Origin of the sequence: Burkholderia sp. BCC1985, from assembly GCF_905339915.1 — a bacterium.
GTDB lineage: Bacteria > Pseudomonadota > Gammaproteobacteria > Burkholderiales > Burkholderiaceae > Burkholderia.
In genome coordinates this window covers 1-16,156 of record NZ_CAJPGY010000006.1, presented here as the reverse complement: position 1 = coordinate 16,156, position 16,156 = coordinate 1, and the positions used below count along the sequence as shown (strand labels likewise).

Genomic DNA, 16,156 nt, shown 5'->3' with positions numbered 1-16,156 from the left:
GTCTCCGTTCAGACCGCGCGCAGGCTGCCTTCGAGCCGGTAGAAATCGAGCGACGCCGCGGTGAAGAACGAGCGCGACGTGCCGGCGGCGAAATCGTCGATGTGCACGACGGTGGCGCGATCGGCTTCCTGCCACGAGATCGCGTAGGTCTCGCCGGCGACGTGCTGCCACGTGCAGGCGACTTCGCCCTTCGCGCCGGCGTATGCGCCTTCGGTGATTTCGTAGCGCATGCGGAGGCCGTCTTCGTCATAGGCGTTGAGCGCGGTGAGGCCCTCGTAACGGACTTCGAACGTCTTGCCGGCGAACGGCGGGCGTTGGGTCGATGCGTTCATGCTGAGTAGCTCCTGCAAAAAGTTGACGTTCAATGGGCGAGTTCGACGGGTGCGGCCGTGCGTTCCGGCAGGCCCTGGCCGCGGTCGAGGCGGCCGCTCAGCGCGGTCAGCGCGAATGCGCCGAGCGTGACGACGGCGGCGATCCAAGGCGTGTGGCCGAGGCCGACGTTCGCGACGATCAGGCCGCCGAGCGACGAGCCGCCCGCGACGCCGAGGTTGAACGCGGCGATGTTGAAGCCCGAGGCGACGTCGGTGGCGTCCGGCGCGAAGTGGCGCGCCTGCTTGACGACGTACACCTGCAGGCCCGGCACGTTGCCGAACGCGACCGCGCCCCACGCAAGCATCGTCAGCACCGCGAGCCACTTCACGTGCACCGTGAAGGTCAGCGCGAGCAGCACGATCGCGAGCAGCAGGAAGATCCGCTTGAGCGCCTTGACCGGGCCGACGCTGTCGGCGAGCTTGCCGCCCCACACGTTGCCGACCGCGACCGACACGCCGTAGCCGACGAGCACCAGGCTGACCTGCGACGGCGTGAAGCCGGCGATCTGTTCGAGCAGCGGTGCCATGTAGGTGAACGCGATCAGCGAGCCGCCGTAGCCGACCGCCGTCATCGCGTAGACGAGCAGCAGGCGCGGCTGGGCGAGCACACGGAACTGGCGGGCGAGCGGCGCCGGCGGCGTTTGCGGAAGACCGCGCGGCACGAACGCCACCGCGCCGAGGAACGCGACGAGGCCGAACAGCGCGACGATCAGGAACGTCGCGCGCCAGCCGAAGTGCTGGCCGATGAAGGTGCCGAGCGGAATGCCGGCGACGAACGCGACGGTCATCCCGCTGAACATCGTCGCGATCGCGCTGGCGGCCTTGTCCTTCGGCACGAGCGTGGTCGCGATGATCGAGCCGACCGAGAAGAACACGCCGTGCGCGAGGCCGGTGAGCACGCGCGCGACGATCAGCGATTCGTAGCCCGGCGCCTGCCAGGCGACGAGGTTGCCGACGGTGAACAGCGCCATCAGCGCGGCGAGCAGCGTCTTGCGCGGCACGCGGCCGGTGAGCGCGGTGAGGAGCGGCGCGCCGATCGCGACGCTCAGTGCGTAGAGGCTGACGAGCAGGCCGGCCGACGGCAGGCTGACGCCGAGATCGGCGCCGATCGTCGGGATCAGCCCGACGATCACGAATTCGGTCGTGCCGATGGCAAAGGCGCTGATGGTCAGCGCAAGCAGGGCGAGTGGCATGGCGGGATCCTGGTTCCAGTGAGGATGGATCGCAGTGTGCCGCCTTTACTTTTGCGGAAAAACTGGTCTATAAACCAAATTGTTTTGATTTCAGATCAACAATGAAGATCACCCTCGACGAACTCCAGGCCTTTGCCGCCGTGGTCGACACCGGTTCGATCACCGCCGCCGCCCAGCAGCTCGACCTCACCGTGTCGGCCACGAGCCGCACGCTCGCGCGGCTCGAGGAGAAGCTGAAGACCACGCTGCTGCGCCGGACCACGCGCCGGCTCGAACTGACCGAAGAGGGGCGCGCGTTCCTGCAGGACGCGCGCGCGATCATCGAATCGGTCGAGAACGCCGAGGAGCAGATGCTCGCGCGGCGCGAGATGCCGTCGGGGCGGCTGCGCGTCGATGCCGCGACGCCGTTCATGCTGCACGTGATCGTGCCGCTCGTGCGCGGCTACCGCGAACGCTTCCCGAAGGTCGACCTGGAGCTGAACAGCAACGAAGGGATCATCGACCTGCTCGAGCGACGCACCGACGTCGCGATCCGGATCGGCCGGCTCAAGGATTCGACCCTGCACAGCCGGCGGATCGGCAACAGCCGGCTGCGCATCCTCGCGAGCCCCGCCTATATCGAAGCGCACGGCCAGCCGCGCAAGGTCGAGGATCTCGGCAAGCACACGCTGCTCGGCTTCACGCAGCCCGAATCGCTGAACGTGTGGCCGATCCTCGGCGCGGACGGCGAGCCGAGCCGCATCGAGCCCGCTATCTGGTCGTCGAGCGGCGAGACGCTGCGGCAGCTCGCATTGGAGGGTGCGGGCGTCGTGTGCCTGTCGGATTTCATGACCGCGCACGATCGCGAGGCCGGGCGGCTCGTGCAGGTGCTCGCGCGGCAGACGCTCGACGTCGAGCAGCCGATTAACGCGGTGTATTACCGGAATACCGCGATTTCGTCGCGGATCGCGTCGTTCGTCGATTACATGATCGAGGTGCTGGGCGGCGGGAGCGGCGGCAGCGATGCGCCGGCGCGGCGCAAGGCGGCGTGGATGGGGACGGTGTAGCCGGGGACGGCTGCGTCGTTGCCGCCGGGTGCCGTTCCCGCGCAGGACGGCTCGGCGGACTTCCTCCGGCCGACGCGAACGGCGGGGCGGCGGACGGTGCGCGGCGGGCGCGCCGATATGATCCGGCACGCCGACGGCGCTTGCGCCGCCGACATGCCGTCGCGTGCGGCGCTTCCTACGCTTCCTCGGACCACGACATGTTGTCGCGCGCCAGCAGCGCCGACGATGCCGCCGGCCCGAACGTGCCTGCGGTGTACAGGCGCGGACGGTCGCCGAGCTGCTTCCAGCCGTTGAGGATCGGCTCGACCCACGACCAGGCGGCCTCGAGTTCGTCGCGGCGCATGAAGTGCGTGAGGCGCCCGCGGATCACGTCGATCAGCAGCCGTTCGTACGCTTCCGCGCGCCGTTCCGGAATCGCCTGCTGCAGGTCGAGGTTCAGGCTCACGGGCACCATCTTCATCCCGCTGCCCGGCTCCTTCGCGAGCATCTGCAGCTGGATCGACTCTTCCGGCTGCAGCTGGATCACGAGGCGGTTGCTGTAGTGACGCGGGCCGGTCGGGATGATCGAGAACGGCATGTCGGCGAACTCGATCACGATTTCCGACTGGCGGCGCTGCAGCCGCTTGCCGGTGCGCAGGAAGAACGGCACGTTCGCCCAGCGCCAGTTGTTGATGTGCGCACGCAGCGCGACGAAGGTTTCCGCGTGGCTGTCCGCCGGCACGTTCTCCTCGTCGAGATAGCCCTTGACCGGCTGGCCGTCGACCGCGCCGGCCGTGTACTGGCCCCGCACGGTATCGCGCGCGACGTCCGACAGCGCCATCGGCCGCAGCGAGCGCAGCACCTTCAGCTTCTCGTCGCGCACCGCGTCCGGGTCGAGCGACACCGGCGGCTCCATCGCGACGATGCACAGCAGCTGCAGCAGGTGGTTCTGCACCATGTCGCGCAGCGCGCCGGTGTGATCGTAGAAGCCCGCGCGGCTGCCGACGCCGACCGTCTCCGCCACCGTGATCTGCACGCTGCGGATGCTCGGCGCCTGCCACAGCGGCCCGAAGATCGGGTTGCCGAAGCGCAGCACCATCAGGTTCTGCACGGTTTCCTTGCCGAGGTAATGGTCGATCCGGTAGATCTGCGATTCCGCGAAATGCTTGCCGACCGCATCGTTGATCGCCTTCGCCGACGCGAGATCGTGGCCGAGCGGCTTTTCGAGGACGACGCGCGAGCGCGCATCGACGAGGTGCGCGGCCGACAGGTTGTCGCAGATCGTCGTGAACAGCTCGGGCGACGTCGACAGGTAGAACACGCGGATCGCGTCGCTGCGCGCCGCTTCGGCGAGGCGCGCGTAGTCTTCCGGCGCGCTCACGTCGATCAGCACGTACTGGAACAGGTCGAGGAAACGGCTCCACGCGTCGGCGTCGAAGGCCTTGTCGTCGATGAACGGGCGCGATTGCTCGTCCATGAACTTGCGGTAGCCGTCGATGCCCCAGTCGCGGCGGCCGACCGCGATGATGCGCGTCTCCGGCGGCAGGTTGCAGTGCAGGTGCGCCATGTACAGCGCGGGCAACAGCTTGCGGGCGGCCAGGTCGCCGCCGCCGCCGAAGATGATCATGTCGACGGGTTGGTCGGCTTCGGTCTGGTTGGGCTTATTCGTCATGAGTGGTTCGCGGTCTGAAGCGGTGTGAGCGTGGAACGAACGGCGAGCGCCGGGCGCCGGTGGGGTTGGCGCGCCAGTACGTGAAAACGCTAATAGTGCACGCTTTTGATCGATTGCGGATCGGTTCCCGCGTATGTAACAGGGCTTGCATGACCTGCGTTGGCGCGATTATGATTGAGCGCTCACTCATTAAAGGAACCCAACGTGGCCCGACCGCGCAGTCCCGACAAGCACGACGCCATCCTCGCCGCTGCCGCCCGCGCGCTCGCGGAGGACGGCGCGGGCGCGACCACCGCGCGCATCGCGCGGCTCGCCGGCGTGGCGGAAGGCACGGTGTTCACCTATTTCGAGACCAAGGATGCGCTGCTGAACGCGCTGTACCTGAGCCTGAAGGCCGGCCTGCGCGACGCGATGATGACCGGGTTTCCGGAGCACGCGCCAGCCGAACAGGCGATGCGGCATGCGTGGAACGGCTATGTGTCGTGGGGCGTCGCGAACCCGGACGGGCGGCGCGCGCTGCAGCAGCTCGGCGTGAGCGGCCGTATCGACGACACGCATCGCGCGGCCGGTACCGAAGGCTTCGGCGCGATCAGCGCGTTGCTGCGTGCGCAAGTCGCCGCGGCGGGCGGGCTGAAGACCGACGACGCGCACGCGTTCTGCGCGGCGCTGTTCACGTCGATCGCGGAAACGGCGATGGAGTCGATCGCGCGCGACCCGGCGTTGGCCGATGCGTACCGCGAGGCCGGGTTTCGTGCGCTGTGGGCCGTGTTGCACGCGGTGTGAGCGGGCGATCGGCGTGACGGAAAGCTGAAGACGGGTGATCGGCGGCGTCTTGGGTTTCGTGCGCTGCCGCACCGATGGAAGGCGGTTTCAGGCAGGGCGAGGCGCGGTGTAAACGACCGTTTCATCGCCCATATTAATGAGTGAGTAATCATTCATTTTCAAGTTTCAACTTTGTCGAGGAGTGGAAAAATGTCGAAAGTCTGGCTGGTAACGGGGGCCGCACGCGGCCTGGGGCGCTCGATCGCGGAAGCGGTGCTGGCGGCGGGCGATCGTCTGGTGGCCGGCGCGCGCGATCCCGCGCGGCTCGCGGATCTGGAAGCACGGTACGGCGACCGGCTGCTGCCGATGGAACTCGACGTGACCGACGCGGCGGCGGCGGAGCATGCGGTGGCGGCGGCCCGCGACGCGTTCGGCCGCATCGACGTGCTGGTGAACAACGCGGGCTACGGTCATACGGCACCGTTCGAGCAGATGGGCGCCGACGACTTCCGCGACCAGATCGAAACGAACCTGTTCGGCGTGGTCAACCTGACGCGCGCGGTGCTGCCGACGATGCGCGCGCAGCGCGCGGGCCACATCTTCCAGGTGTCGTCGGTCGGCGGGCGCACGGCGACGGTTGGCCTGTCCGCGTATCAGGCCGCGAAGTGGGCGGTCGGCGGGTTCAGCGACGTGCTGTCGAAGGAAGTCGCGCCGTTCGGCGTGCGCGTCTGCACGCTGGAGCCGGGCGGGATGCGCACCGAATGGGCCTCGGAGGCGAAGCGTGCGGTCGACGGCCTGCTGCCCGACTATCAGCCGTCGGTCGGGAAGATGCTCGAATTGCTCGGCGCGTATGGCGGTCACGAGGTCGGCGATCCCGCGCGGATCGCGGCGCTGATCGTCGAGCTGTCGCGTCGCGACGACGTGCCGATGCGCTTGCTGCTCGGCGGCGATGCGCTGTTCGTGTGCGAGCAGGCGGAAGCGCAGCGCGCAGAGGAGGCGGCGCGGTGGCGCGATACGACGCTGTCGACGATGTTCCCGGACGCGAAGCTGCCGGATGGGCTGCAGGCGTTGAAGCAGGTCGGGTAAGCGCGGGAGCCGGGGCGGCGCGGGTTCGCGCGAGCGTCGCGCCGCGTCGTCGCTTGCCGATTGCAGACGCAGATGCAGATGCAGATGCAGATGCAGATGCAGATGCCAATTGCGCGCGGCGACCGGAGGAAGACCGGGCGCATGCACGCCCCGGTCTTCGACGGCGATCGCCGTTGCCGGCGGCCCTCAGCGCCCCAGCGCGTAGAACTCCGCGTTCGGCCGCATGTTCGTCACGTTCGCGATGCGGTTCGACATCCCGAAGAACGCCGAAATCGCCGCGATGTCCCACGCGTCCTCTTCGGTGAAACCATGCGACTTCAGCGTGTCGAAGTCCGCTTCGCCCACCTGGTGCGCGGTCTGCGAAACCTTCATCGCGAAGTCGAGCATCGCCTTCTGTCGAGCGGTGATATCGGCCTTGCGGTAGTTGGTCGCGACCTGGTCGGCGATCAGCGGATCCTTCGCGCGGATGCGCAGGATCGCGCCGTGCGCGATCACGCAGTACTGGCACTGGTTCACGCTGCTGGTCGCCACTACGATCATTTCGCGTTCGGCCTTGGTGAGGTTGCCCGGCTTGTCCATCAGCGCGTCGTGATACGCGATGAACGCGCGAAACTCGTCCGGGCGATGCGCGAGCGTGAGGAACACGTTCGGGATGAAGCCCGACTTTTCCTGGACGGCCGCGATGCGTTCGCGAATGTCGTCGGGCAGGTCTTCGAGCGCGGGCACCGGAAAGCGGCTGACGGGCGCGTGGTCTGCAGCGGTCATGAGGTCTCCTGGATAAAGCGGCACGGGCGAACGCGAGGCGCGCGCCACCGGCCGGGGATGAAACGATGCGTCGCCGTCGCCGGCGTCATGCGTTGACGTCCACGACGATGCGGCCGCGCACCTTGCCGCCGATCAGGTCCTCGGCGAGCGGGATGACATTTGCGAGGCCGACCTGATGGCTGATGGTGCCCAGTTTCTCGACATCGAGATCCGACGCGAGCCTGCGCCATGCCTCCAGACGCTCGGCGCGCGGGCACATCACGCTGTCGATGCCGACGAGCGTCACGCCGCGCAGGATGAACGGCGCGACGGTCGCGGGGAAGTCCATGCCGGCGGCCAGGCCGCAGGCCGTCACCACGCCGCGATAGCGCGTGGTCGCACACACGTTGGCGAGCACATGGCTGCCGGCGACGTCGACCGCGCCGGCCCAGCGTTCCTTGCCGAGCGGCTTGCCGGGTGCGCCGAACTGCGAACGGTCGAGGATCTCAACCGCGCCGAGCTGGCGCAGATAGTCGGCATCGGCCGGGCGGCCGGTCACGGCGACGACGCGATACCCGAGCCGCGCGAGGAGGGCGGTGGCGACGCTGCCGACGCCGCCGGCCGCGCCGGTCACCACGATCTCGCCATCGTCCGGGCGCACGCCATGCCGTTCCAGCGCCATCACGCACAGCATCGCGGTGTAGCCGGCCGTGCCGATGGCCATCGCCTGTTGCGGCGAAAACGCGGACGGCAGCGGCACCAGCCAGTCGCCGTCGACGCGTGCCTTCTGCGCGAGGCCGCCCCAATGCGTTTCGCCGACGCCCCAGCCGTTCAGCACGACGCGGTCGCCTGCCCGGTAGTCCGGGTGCGTGCTGTGTTCGACCTCGCCGACGAGGTCGATGCCCGGCACCATCGGAAATTTGCGGACCACCGGGCTCTTGCCGGTGATCGCGAGCCCGTCCTTGTAGTTCAACGTCGAATAGCCGACCCGGATCGTCACGTTGCCCGCAGGCAGCTGCGCGTCGTCCAGCGTCTGCAGCCGCGCGTGCTGGCCGGTCTCGTCCTTGTCGATCACGATGCCCTGGAACATCCGTCCTCCTTTCTAGACCGATCGTCTAGTTAATGGCAAAAAAACTCAGCGGCGAGGCAATCCATTGAAGAAAAACTGTGCGAACAGCGCGAGCGGCACGTCGCTGCGTTCGAGTTTCGCGCGCAGGACGGCGCCTTCCCAGCCGATCCAGAAGAACGCGGCCAGCTCGGCGGGATCGGCCGAGGCCGCCAGTTCGCCGGCTTGCTGTGCCGCGACCAGGCAGTCGGCCAGACGGCGCTGCCAGTCCTCGAACGTCTCACGCAGGCGCGCGCGGAAACGCTCGGGCAGCGCGCCCATTTCCTGGCCGAGGTTGCCGATCAGGCAGCCTCGGCTGTATTCGTAGCGGGCCATGCCGTCGCGCGCATCGTCGACGAACGCGCGCACGCGCGCCAGCGGCGTTGCTTCAGTCTCGCTGAAATGACGGTCCAGCTTGCGCGCGAAGAACTCGGCGTAGCGATCGATCAGCTCGAGGCCGAACGCCTCCTTGCTGTCGAAGTAGTGATAGAACGAGCCCTTCGGCACGCCGGCGCGCCCGAGGATCTCGTCGAGGCCGGTGGCCGAGAAGCCCTTTTCGGTGAGCACCTCCAGCCCGGTGCGCAACAGCATGTCACGTGTCGCGACGAGGTCTTCGTGCTGCTTCGGTGGCCTGCCGCGGCGGCGCGGCGGATCGGTTCGAACGTCCATGGGCGAATAATAGACCGTTCGTCTCAAAAATCAATAGCGTGCGTGTCGATCGCGCCGGGCGAACGCGTGCCGGCGACCTTTGTCCGCGTTAACCCTGATTAATAAAGCTTATCGCGGTGAAAAATTCCGCATCTTATTGAACCGATATCGGCTCGCTATAGTGGCTCGCTTTCCCGCACGCACCGTTTGCGTGCGGCTGACACGCTGACGATCAGCAGGAGCCGCTTGATGACCACCGACGCCCGATTCACCGAAATCGAGGATCTGATGCCCGCCGCCGGCGGGCTGCGCGAGATCCGCCATCACATTCACCGCCACCCGGAACTCGCGTACGAGGAGCACGAAACGGCGGCGCTCGTTGCGGACAAGCTCGAGCAGTGGGGCTGGCAGGTGACGCGCGGGGTCGGCAAGACGGGCGTGGTCGGCACGCTGCGCGCGGGCGACGGCACGCGCAGCATCGGCATCCGCGCGGACATGGACGCGCTGCCGATCCTCGAGGCGACCGGCCTGCCGTATGCGAGCGGCACGCACGGCAAGATGCACGCATGCGGCCACGACGGCCACACGACGATGCTGCTCGGTGCCGCGCAACACCTCGCGAAGACGCGCAATTTCTCCGGCACCGTGCACCTGTATTTCCAGCCGGCGGAAGAGCACGGCGTCGACAGCGGCGCGAAGAAGATGATCGACGACGGCCTGTTCGAGCGCTTTCCGTGCGACGCGGTGTTCGGCATGCACAACCATCCGGGCGCGGCACCCGGCGTGTTCCTCACGCGGCGCGGCCCGTTCATGTCGGCCGGCGACAAGGCGATCATCTCGATCGAGGGCGTCGGCGGCCACGCGGCGCGGCCGCACCTGACGGTCGATCCGGTGGTCGTCGCGGCCAGCATCGTGATGGCGCTGCAGACGATCGTCGCGCGCAACGTCGACCCGTCGCAGCCGGCGGTCGTCACGGTCGGCTCGATGCACGCGGGCACCGCGAACAACGTGATCCCGAACGGCGCGCGTCTCGAACTCAGCGTGCGTTCGTTCAGCCCCGACGTGCGCGCGCTGCTCAAGCGCCGCATCGTCGAGCTCGCCGAGTCGCAGGCCGCGAGCTATGGCGCGACCGCGCACGTCGAGTACATCGAAGGCTATCCGGTCGTCGTCAATACGGATGCCGAAACGGATTTCGCCGCGCAGGTCGCGCGCGAACTGGTCGGCGACGCGCATGTGGTCGAGCAGGCCGACCTGCTGATGGGCAGCGAGGATTTCGCGTTCATGCTGCAGCAGCGGCCCGGCTCGTTCGTGCGGCTCGGCAACGGCGAAGGCGAGGACGGCTGCATGGTGCACAACCCGAAGTACGACTTCAACGATCGCAACCTGCCGATCGGCGCGGCGTTCTGGACGCGCCTCGTGGAGCGTTACCTCGGGCAGTAACCCCGGCGGCGGCACGCGACGAGCGGCCGGCGCTTCCGGCCGCATTGAGAGGAGAGACGAACGATGCAAAAAGACCATCTCGCGCTGCACCCTGCGTCGACGGGCGCCGCCGCAACCGATGCGCATGGCGCGCCGGCCGTCACGAAGCGCGGCGCGATCGCGGCGGCCGTGATCGGCAACTGGCTGGAGTTCTTCGATTTCACCGTGTACGGCTTTTTCGCGGTGCTGATCGGCAAGCTGTTCTTCCCGTCGAGCGATCCGACCACGTCGCTCTTGCTGTCGGTCGCGACGTTCGCCGCCGGTTTCTTCACGCGGCCGCTCGGCAGCGTCGTGCTCGGCGTCTATGCGGACCGCAAGGGCCGCAAGGCCGCGCTGAACCTGACCATCATGCTGATGGCGCTCGGCACCGGCCTGATCGCGATCGCGCCGACCTACGCGCAGGTCGGCGTGGCCGCGCCGCTGTTGGTGGTCTTCGCGCGGCTGATGCAGGGCTTCTCGCAGGGCGGCGAGTTCGGCGCGGCGACGTCCACGCTGATCGAGCAGGGCGGCACGTCGCACCGCGCGTTCCGCGCGAGCTGGCAGCTCGCGACGCAGGGCGGTGCGGCGCTGATGGGTTCGGGCTTCGCGGCGCTGCTGTCGAACACGCTGACGAAGGACGCGCTCGAGGGCTGGGGCTGGCGCCTGCCGTTCCTCGTGGGCGTGCTGATCGCGCCGGTGGGCATGTACTTGCGGCGTCGGCTCGCGGACGATGCGCCCGGCGACAACCATCACGGGATCGAACGCGGCGTGCTGCGCGAACTGTTCTCGCAGCACACGCGCACGGTGCTGCTGCTGATGCTGACGGTGATGGGCGGCACGGTGTCGACCTACATCCTGACCTTCTACATGCCGACCTATGCGATCCATACGCTCGGGCTGCCGATGAAGCTGTCGATGTTCGTCGGCGTCGCGTCGGGCTGCGTGATGCTGGTGACGTGTCCGCTGTTCGGCTGGCTGTCGGACCGCCTCGGCAGCCGGCGCCTGCCGATCTTCGTCGGGCGCGGCGTGCTGGTGCTGCTGCTGTTCCCGGCGTTCTGGCTGATGAACCATCATCCGACGCTGTCGGTGATCCTGCCGCTGACCGCGCTGATGCTGCTGTTCTATTCGCTCGGGTCGGCATCCGAAATGGCGCTGATGTGCGAATCGCTGCCGCGCCACGTACGCGCGACGGGCATCTCGATCGCGTATGCGCTCGCGGTGACGCTCTTCGGCGGCACCGCGCAGCTGATCGCGACCTGGCTGGTGAAGACGACGGGCAGCAAGCTCGCGCCGGCCGGCTACGTGGCCGCCTGCGTGGTGCTGTCGCTGATCGCGGTCGCGATGCTGCGCGAGACGGCGCGCGAGTCGATGGACTGATGCGGGATGCCGCTGTCCGAAGCGACGCGATGCAATTTCGTTTTCGTCAAATTGACGGGGCTGTGCCGCATCCCTAAATTGGGCGATGCGGAGGGGGCTCCGCGTTCCGAGAGAAGGGCGTTGCAAGCAGAGTCTGAGGGTTGAGCGGGCGGCTTATGCCGCCCGTCTTTATATCCGCGCTATCCGCGAATGATCGTGTTGCCGATCCGGCACGCGAAGTCACCGCTCACCCGCGCCGCGCGACCAGTTCCGACACCGTCTGCGCGGCCTGCTGCAGCGGCCCGAGAAACTCCTTCACCATCTGCTTCGCGGTGTGCCGCTGCGCGTTGCCGCTGATGTTCATCGCGGCGATCACCTGCCCGCGCCGGTTGCGGATCGGCGCGGAGATCGACATCAAGCCCACTTCGAGTTCCTGGTCGACCACGGCCCAGCCTTGCTGACGCACCTGTGCGATCGTCGCCTTCAGTTCGCCGATGTCGGTGATCGTGCGCGGCGTATGCGCTCGGATGCCGCTCTGCGCGAGCGTTTCGTCGAGCGCCGCGTCGTCGAGCGCGGACAGCAGCACGCGGCCCATCGACGTGCAGTACGCGGGCAGGCGGCTGCCGATCGACAGGTTGATCGTCATGATCTTGCGGGTCGGCACGCGCAGCACGTAGACGATCTCGGTGCGGTCGAGCACGGCGGCCGAGCAGCTTTCGTGGATCTGCGCGGACAACTGCTCCATCACCGGATCGGCGAGATTCCAGAACGGCATCGACGTGAGATACGCGAAGCCGAGCTCGAGGATCTTCGGCGTGAGCCGGAACAGCCGGCCGTCGGCCTCGACGTAGCCGAGCGTCTGCAGCGTCAGCAGGATCCGGCGTGCGCCGGCGCGCGTGAGCCCGGTGGCCGAGGCGACCTCGGTGAGCGTCTGCTCCGGGCGCTGGGCGTCGAATGCGCGGATCACCGCGAGGCCGCGCGCGAACGACTGTACATAGGAGTCGCCCGGTTTCGTCTGGATGTCTTCGGTTGTCATGAACGGTCGGATTGTCGTGCAGCCGAGAAGATAGCGCATGGGGCCTGACACGCCAACCGCACGGCGGACCGGGCGCTTGACAGGTCGTCCCCGCACTCCCTATGATGCGTTGAACGTTCGATACACGATCTTATGTTCGTATATAGAACATTTAAGCGCATCCCGGCGGGCAAAGCAAGGGGCGCGTTTCACTCACTTCCCAGCTTGCATGAGACCGGAGACACTGATGACCGAAGCTTTTCTGTGTGATGCGATTCGTACCCCGATCGGCCGCTACGGCGGCGCGCTGTCCGGCGTGCGCGCCGACGACCTCGGCGCGGTGCCGCTCAAGGCGCTAGTCGAGCGCAACCGCGACGTCGACTGGACGGCGATCGACGACGTGATCTACGGCTGCGCGAACCAGGCCGGCGAGGACAACCGCAACGTCGCGCGCATGTCCGCGCTGCTCGCGGGTTTGCCGGAGGGCGTGCCGGGTTCGACGATCAACCGCCTGTGCGGTTCCGGGATGGACGCGGTCGGCGTGGCCGCGCGCGCGATCAAGTCGGGCGAGGCCGCGCTGATGGTGGCCGGCGGCGTCGAAAGCATGACGCGCGCGCCGTTCGTGATGGGCAAGGCCGCCAGCGCGTTTGCGCGCCAGGCCGACATCTACGACACGACGATCGGCTGGCGCTTCGTCAATCCGCTGATGAAACAGCTGCATGGCGTCGATTCGATGCCGGAGACGGCCGAGAACGTCGCGGTCGACTACAACGTCAGCCGCGCCGATCAGGACCTGTTCGCGCTGCGCAGCCAGCAGAAGGCCGCGCGTGCGCAGCAGGACGGCACGCTCGCCGAGGAAATCGTGCCGGTCACGATTCCGCAGAAGAAGGGCGATCCGGTCGTCTTTTCGCGTGACGAGCATCCGCGCGAAACGTCGCTCGAGACGCTCGCGAAGCTGAAGGGCGTCGTGCGCCCGGACGGCTCGGTGACGGCCGGCAACGCGTCGGGCGTCAACGACGGCGCCGCCGCGCTGCTGCTCGCGAACGCGGAAGCCGCGAAGCGCTTCGGCCTGACGCCGCGTGCGCGCGTGCTCGGCATCGCGACGGCCGGCGTCGCGCCGCGCGTGATGGGCATCGGCCCGGCGCCGGCCACGCAGAAGCTGCTCGCGCGGCTCGGGATGACGATCGACCAGTTCGACGTGATCGAGCTGAACGAGGCATTCGCGTCGCAGGGTCTCGCGGTGCTGCGCATGCTCGGCGTCGCCGACGACGATCCGCGCGTGAACCCGAACGGCGGCGCGATCGCGCTCGGCCATCCGCTCGGCGCGTCGGGTGCGCGTCTCGTGACGACCGCGATGTACCAGCTGCATCGCACCAACGGCCGCTTCGCACTGTGCACGATGTGCATCGGCGTCGGCCAGGGTATCGCGATCGCGATCGAACGCGTCTGATCGCGCGATGCGGCGAAGCGCGCGGAATGCGCGCCGCTTGGCCGTACCTTTCCGGACGATGTGGCCGGCACGAGAAGATCGTCGTGTCGGCCACATCGTCATTCAGCCTCGTGATAGCCGCGCGAGGCGCGCCGCGAGCGCGTCGATCTCGGTGTCCGCGAACACCTCGATGCCATGCTGGCGCAGCAACGCCGCCGTCACACCGGCGCCGGCATGCCGCCGGCCCGCAAAACTCCCGTCGTAAATGAAGCTGCTTCCGCACGACGGACTTCCGTCCGCCAGGATCGCGAAGCGGCAGTCGTGCGCGCGTGCCAGCGCGAGCGCGGCGTGCGCGCCGTCGACGAACGGGGCCGTCACGTCGGTGCCGTGCACGTCGACGATGCGCGCGGCACCCGACAGCACGCGTTGCCCCGATTCGCCTGCCGCGATCTCGGCGGGCGGACGCGGCACGCTCAATCCCCCTGCCAGTTCCGGACACACGGGCACCAGGCGCCCTTCGCGCTGCCACCGTGCGAGCGTTTCATGCGCGGCGGTTTTCGCCGAGCCGTTGTAGCGGACGGGGTGGCCGAGCACGCACATGCTGACGAGGATCTTCGGCGTGACCGGCGGCTGCGGCGTGTTCTGCAATGTCGTTCTCCGTGCGGGCGGTGTCGGGCGCGCGGAAATGTCGCGCGCGGGTGGCGCTCGCGCGCGTCAGGCCGTCGGCGCTTCCAGATGGATGTCCTCCGGCTCGAGCGCGTACAACGCCGGGTCGGGCGATGCGCTGACGGTGAAGCCGAGGCGCAGGTAGAAGTCGATCGTGCGCTGTGACGGCGTCGCGGACACGTAGAGCCGTGCGGCGCCCATCGTCCGTGCCTGCGCGCGGGCCGCGCGATAGAGATGCTCGCCGAGCCCGCAACCGCGCCAGTCCTGGCTTACGTGCAGGAACTTCAGCTGCAGCATGTCGCGTCGCGGGCCGAGCGGATCGGCGTCCACGATGACCGCCGCGACCAGCCGCGCGCCGTCGAACATGCCGAGACACCAGCCGCCGCGATCGTGGCAGTCGAGCAGGATCGGCGTGTAGTGCTCGGCTTCGCCGTCGGGCCAGCCGCGCACGTCGTAGAAGTCGGGGACGAGCTGCAGTTCGCCGTCGCGCAGCGCGTACAGATGATGGATGATCTCGCGCCGGTCGATGGTCCAGACGAGCGGCAGTTCGTCGCGGGTGAGCAGGCGTGCCGAGAGTGAGTCGCGTTCGGTGGCGGTGCGGCGTGTCATGCGGTGGTCCGGTGTGCAGCGCGTTGCGTGTGGTTGGGTGGGTGCGGCCGCGTGCCTGCTGCGTCGCCGCGCATGTCGTGCGTTTGCGGAATGCGCATCGTGTCGCGATCGCGGAAAAGCGCGGCCTGATCGTGTCTATCGCCGTCATGCGCAGGCCGTGCCGTATTCCGGGGCGGCCGATTCAATTGCAGCCGGGATTTTTTCATCGAGTTCAAATGCCGGTCGAATGGAGCAGATCAGGCAGAGTCGTTTCGCTGCGCGCAACGGCTGCGTAGATTGGCTCGTTGCAAGGGGTTATTCCATAAAGCATCGGTTCACTTTCGCAAAGCGTCGGACGTGATTATCGCCGGATGACTTGATCGAAATCATGCCGATGACCGAATTCGATCTTTCATGCGCTTCCGGATTAAGGTTTTTCCGGAGGGTGCCGACAGCAAGGACGAGACCGTCGTAAAGCGATAAACCGTTTTTCGGCTACTGAGCGTGATTTTCGCGCTGCGCGGATCCTGCAGCCGGATCCGCCTTTCGGAGCCCTGCATGCGCAACAACCAGCCTGTCACCCAACAAGAATTCGAATTTCCCGACGACGTCACGCTGATGTCGACCACCGATGCGGACAGCATCATCACATACGCGAATACGACGTTCGCGCACGTGAGCGGCTTCTCGACCGACGAACTCGTCGGCGAGCCGCACAACGTCGTGCGGCACCCGGACATGCCGAAAGAAGCGTTCGCCGACATGTGGGCGACGCTGAAGAACGGCGAACCGTGGACCGCGCTCGTGAAGAACCGCCGCAGGAACGGCGATCACTACTGGGTGCGCGCGAACGCGGTGCCGGTGATGCGCGACGGGCAGCCGACGGGCTACATGTCGGTGCGCACCAGCGCGCCGCGCGACGAGATCGCGGCGGCCGACGGGCTGTACCGCGCGTTCCGCGAAGGCAAGGCCGGCCAGCGCCGTTTCCACAAGGGATTGGTCATCCGAACCGGGCTGCTGCGCATCGCGTCGCTGCCG

The 16,156-nt window shown here is 67.8% G+C and carries 16 protein-coding genes; 7 read left to right on the top strand and 9 right to left on the bottom strand.

Features of this window, described 5'->3' with window-relative positions; all coding sequences use genetic code 11:
- Positions 1-8: 8 nt before the first annotated feature.
- Together U4Z31_RS07500 and U4Z31_RS07495 are read right to left on the bottom strand one after the other, a co-directional pair.
- Positions 9-332, bottom strand: a complete 324-nt coding sequence (locus tag U4Z31_RS07500) for a MoaF-related domain-containing protein (protein WP_044845842.1) — start codon at positions 330-332, stop codon at positions 9-11.
- A 29-nt stretch (positions 333-361) separates the two neighbouring features.
- Positions 362-1,564 (bottom strand): MFS transporter, encoded by a 1,203-nt coding sequence (locus U4Z31_RS07495; RefSeq protein WP_321809871.1) that lies wholly within the window; start codon positions 1,562-1,564, stop codon positions 362-364.
- Positions 1,565-1,665: 101 nt separating this feature from the next.
- Between U4Z31_RS07495 and U4Z31_RS07490 the strand changes: the two genes are divergently transcribed.
- Entirely contained in the window at positions 1,666-2,610 is a 945-nt protein-coding gene (locus U4Z31_RS07490; RefSeq protein ID WP_321809870.1) for a LysR family transcriptional regulator, read from the top strand.
- Positions 2,611-2,785: 175 nt separating this feature from the next.
- Here the strand turns inward: U4Z31_RS07490 and zwf are convergent, their stop codons facing one another.
- On the bottom strand, positions 2,786-4,261 hold the full coding sequence (zwf, locus tag U4Z31_RS07485; protein WP_124530123.1) for a glucose-6-phosphate dehydrogenase: 1,476 nt from the start codon (positions 4,259-4,261) through the stop codon (positions 2,786-2,788).
- 204 nt (positions 4,262-4,465) lie between these two features.
- On the opposite strand from zwf, the gene U4Z31_RS07480 reads away from it, so the two are divergent.
- A complete protein-coding gene (locus U4Z31_RS07480) occupies positions 4,466-5,044 on the top strand; it encodes a TetR/AcrR family transcriptional regulator (protein ID WP_124486140.1) in 579 nt (192 codons plus the stop codon).
- 189 nt (positions 5,045-5,233) lie between these two features.
- Positions 5,234-6,109 (top strand): SDR family NAD(P)-dependent oxidoreductase, encoded by an 876-nt coding sequence (locus tag U4Z31_RS07475; protein WP_124486141.1) that lies wholly within the window; start codon positions 5,234-5,236, stop codon positions 6,107-6,109.
- Between the two features lie 186 nt (positions 6,110-6,295).
- On the opposite strand, the gene U4Z31_RS07470 is transcribed toward U4Z31_RS07475, so the two are convergent.
- The 3 genes from U4Z31_RS07470 to U4Z31_RS07460 form a co-directional block, all read right to left on the bottom strand.
- Positions 6,296-6,874, bottom strand: coding sequence for a peroxidase-related enzyme (locus tag U4Z31_RS07470; protein ID WP_044845836.1), 579 nt, complete (start codon positions 6,872-6,874; stop codon positions 6,296-6,298).
- A gap of 85 nt (positions 6,875-6,959) precedes the next feature.
- Positions 6,960-7,943 carry an MDR family oxidoreductase gene (locus tag U4Z31_RS07465; RefSeq protein ID WP_124486143.1) on the bottom strand — a complete coding sequence of 328 codons (984 nt, stop codon included), beginning with the start codon at positions 7,941-7,943 and terminating at the stop codon, positions 6,960-6,962.
- Between the two features lie 45 nt (positions 7,944-7,988).
- Positions 7,989-8,627 carry a TetR/AcrR family transcriptional regulator gene (locus U4Z31_RS07460; protein WP_044845834.1) on the bottom strand — a complete coding sequence of 213 codons (639 nt, stop codon included), beginning with the start codon at positions 8,625-8,627 and terminating at the stop codon, positions 7,989-7,991.
- A 228-nt stretch (positions 8,628-8,855) separates the two neighbouring features.
- Here U4Z31_RS07460 and U4Z31_RS07455 point away from each other — a divergent pair, with 228 nt between their 5' ends.
- Entirely contained in the window at positions 8,856-10,046 is a 1,191-nt protein-coding gene (locus U4Z31_RS07455) for a M20 aminoacylase family protein (RefSeq protein WP_044845779.1), read from the top strand.
- 63 nt (positions 10,047-10,109) lie between these two features.
- Positions 10,110-11,441, top strand: a complete 1,332-nt coding sequence (locus U4Z31_RS07450) for an MFS transporter (protein ID WP_321809869.1) — start codon at positions 10,110-10,112, stop codon at positions 11,439-11,441.
- A 226-nt stretch (positions 11,442-11,667) separates the two neighbouring features.
- Here the strand turns inward: U4Z31_RS07450 and U4Z31_RS07445 are convergent, their stop codons facing one another.
- Complete coding sequence (locus U4Z31_RS07445) at positions 11,668-12,456, bottom strand: IclR family transcriptional regulator (RefSeq protein WP_059599073.1); 789 nt, start codon at positions 12,454-12,456, stop codon at positions 11,668-11,670.
- A gap of 226 nt (positions 12,457-12,682) precedes the next feature.
- Here U4Z31_RS07445 and pcaF point away from each other — a divergent pair, with 226 nt between their 5' ends.
- Positions 12,683-13,885, top strand: a complete 1,203-nt coding sequence (gene pcaF / locus U4Z31_RS07440) for a 3-oxoadipyl-CoA thiolase (RefSeq protein ID WP_321809868.1) — start codon at positions 12,683-12,685, stop codon at positions 13,883-13,885.
- A 102-nt stretch (positions 13,886-13,987) separates the two neighbouring features.
- Here the strand turns inward: pcaF and U4Z31_RS07435 are convergent, their stop codons facing one another.
- Together U4Z31_RS07435 and U4Z31_RS07430 are read right to left on the bottom strand one after the other, a co-directional pair.
- Complete coding sequence (locus tag U4Z31_RS07435) at positions 13,988-14,464, bottom strand: DUF523 domain-containing protein (RefSeq protein ID WP_415750275.1); 477 nt, start codon at positions 14,462-14,464, stop codon at positions 13,988-13,990.
- 114 nt (positions 14,465-14,578) lie between these two features.
- Positions 14,579-15,139 carry a GNAT family N-acetyltransferase gene (locus U4Z31_RS07430; RefSeq protein WP_321809866.1) on the bottom strand — a complete coding sequence of 187 codons (561 nt, stop codon included), beginning with the start codon at positions 15,137-15,139 and terminating at the stop codon, positions 14,579-14,581.
- Positions 15,140-15,676: 537 nt separating this feature from the next.
- Here U4Z31_RS07430 and U4Z31_RS07425 point away from each other — a divergent pair.
- On the top strand, positions 15,677-16,156 hold a 480-nt coding region (locus tag U4Z31_RS07425; RefSeq protein ID WP_321809865.1), incomplete at its 3' end, for a PAS domain-containing protein.

What these genes read in the sequence shown, in the direction of transcription:
- U4Z31_RS07500 (WP_044845842.1), bottom strand. Translation starts at nt 332, where the DNA reads ATGAACGCATCGACCCAACGCCCGCCGTTCGCCGGCAAGACGTTCGAA.
- U4Z31_RS07495 (WP_321809871.1), bottom strand. Translation starts at nt 1,564, where the DNA reads ATGCCACTCGCCCTGCTTGCGCTGACCATCAGCGCCTTTGCCATCGGC.
- U4Z31_RS07490 (WP_321809870.1), top strand. Translation starts at nt 1,666, where the DNA reads ATGAAGATCACCCTCGACGAACTCCAGGCCTTTGCCGCCGTGGTCGAC.
- zwf (WP_124530123.1), bottom strand. Translation starts at nt 4,261, where the DNA reads ATGACGAATAAGCCCAACCAGACCGAAGCCGACCAACCCGTCGACATG.
- U4Z31_RS07475 (WP_124486141.1), top strand. Translation starts at nt 5,234, where the DNA reads ATGTCGAAAGTCTGGCTGGTAACGGGGGCCGCACGCGGCCTGGGGCGC.
- U4Z31_RS07470 (WP_044845836.1), bottom strand. Translation starts at nt 6,874, where the DNA reads ATGACCGCTGCAGACCACGCGCCCGTCAGCCGCTTTCCGGTGCCCGCG.
- U4Z31_RS07465 (WP_124486143.1), bottom strand. Translation starts at nt 7,943, where the DNA reads ATGTTCCAGGGCATCGTGATCGACAAGGACGAGACCGGCCAGCACGCG.
- U4Z31_RS07460 (WP_044845834.1), bottom strand. Translation starts at nt 8,627, where the DNA reads ATGGACGTTCGAACCGATCCGCCGCGCCGCCGCGGCAGGCCACCGAAG.
- U4Z31_RS07455 (WP_044845779.1), top strand. Translation starts at nt 8,856, where the DNA reads ATGACCACCGACGCCCGATTCACCGAAATCGAGGATCTGATGCCCGCC.
- U4Z31_RS07450 (WP_321809869.1), top strand. Translation starts at nt 10,110, where the DNA reads ATGCAAAAAGACCATCTCGCGCTGCACCCTGCGTCGACGGGCGCCGCC.
- U4Z31_RS07445 (WP_059599073.1), bottom strand. Translation starts at nt 12,456, where the DNA reads ATGACAACCGAAGACATCCAGACGAAACCGGGCGACTCCTATGTACAG.
- pcaF (WP_321809868.1), top strand. Translation starts at nt 12,683, where the DNA reads ATGACCGAAGCTTTTCTGTGTGATGCGATTCGTACCCCGATCGGCCGC.
- U4Z31_RS07435 (WP_415750275.1), bottom strand. Translation starts at nt 14,464, where the DNA reads ATGTGCGTGCTCGGCCACCCCGTCCGCTACAACGGCTCGGCGAAAACC.
- U4Z31_RS07430 (WP_321809866.1), bottom strand. Translation starts at nt 15,139, where the DNA reads ATGACACGCCGCACCGCCACCGAACGCGACTCACTCTCGGCACGCCTG.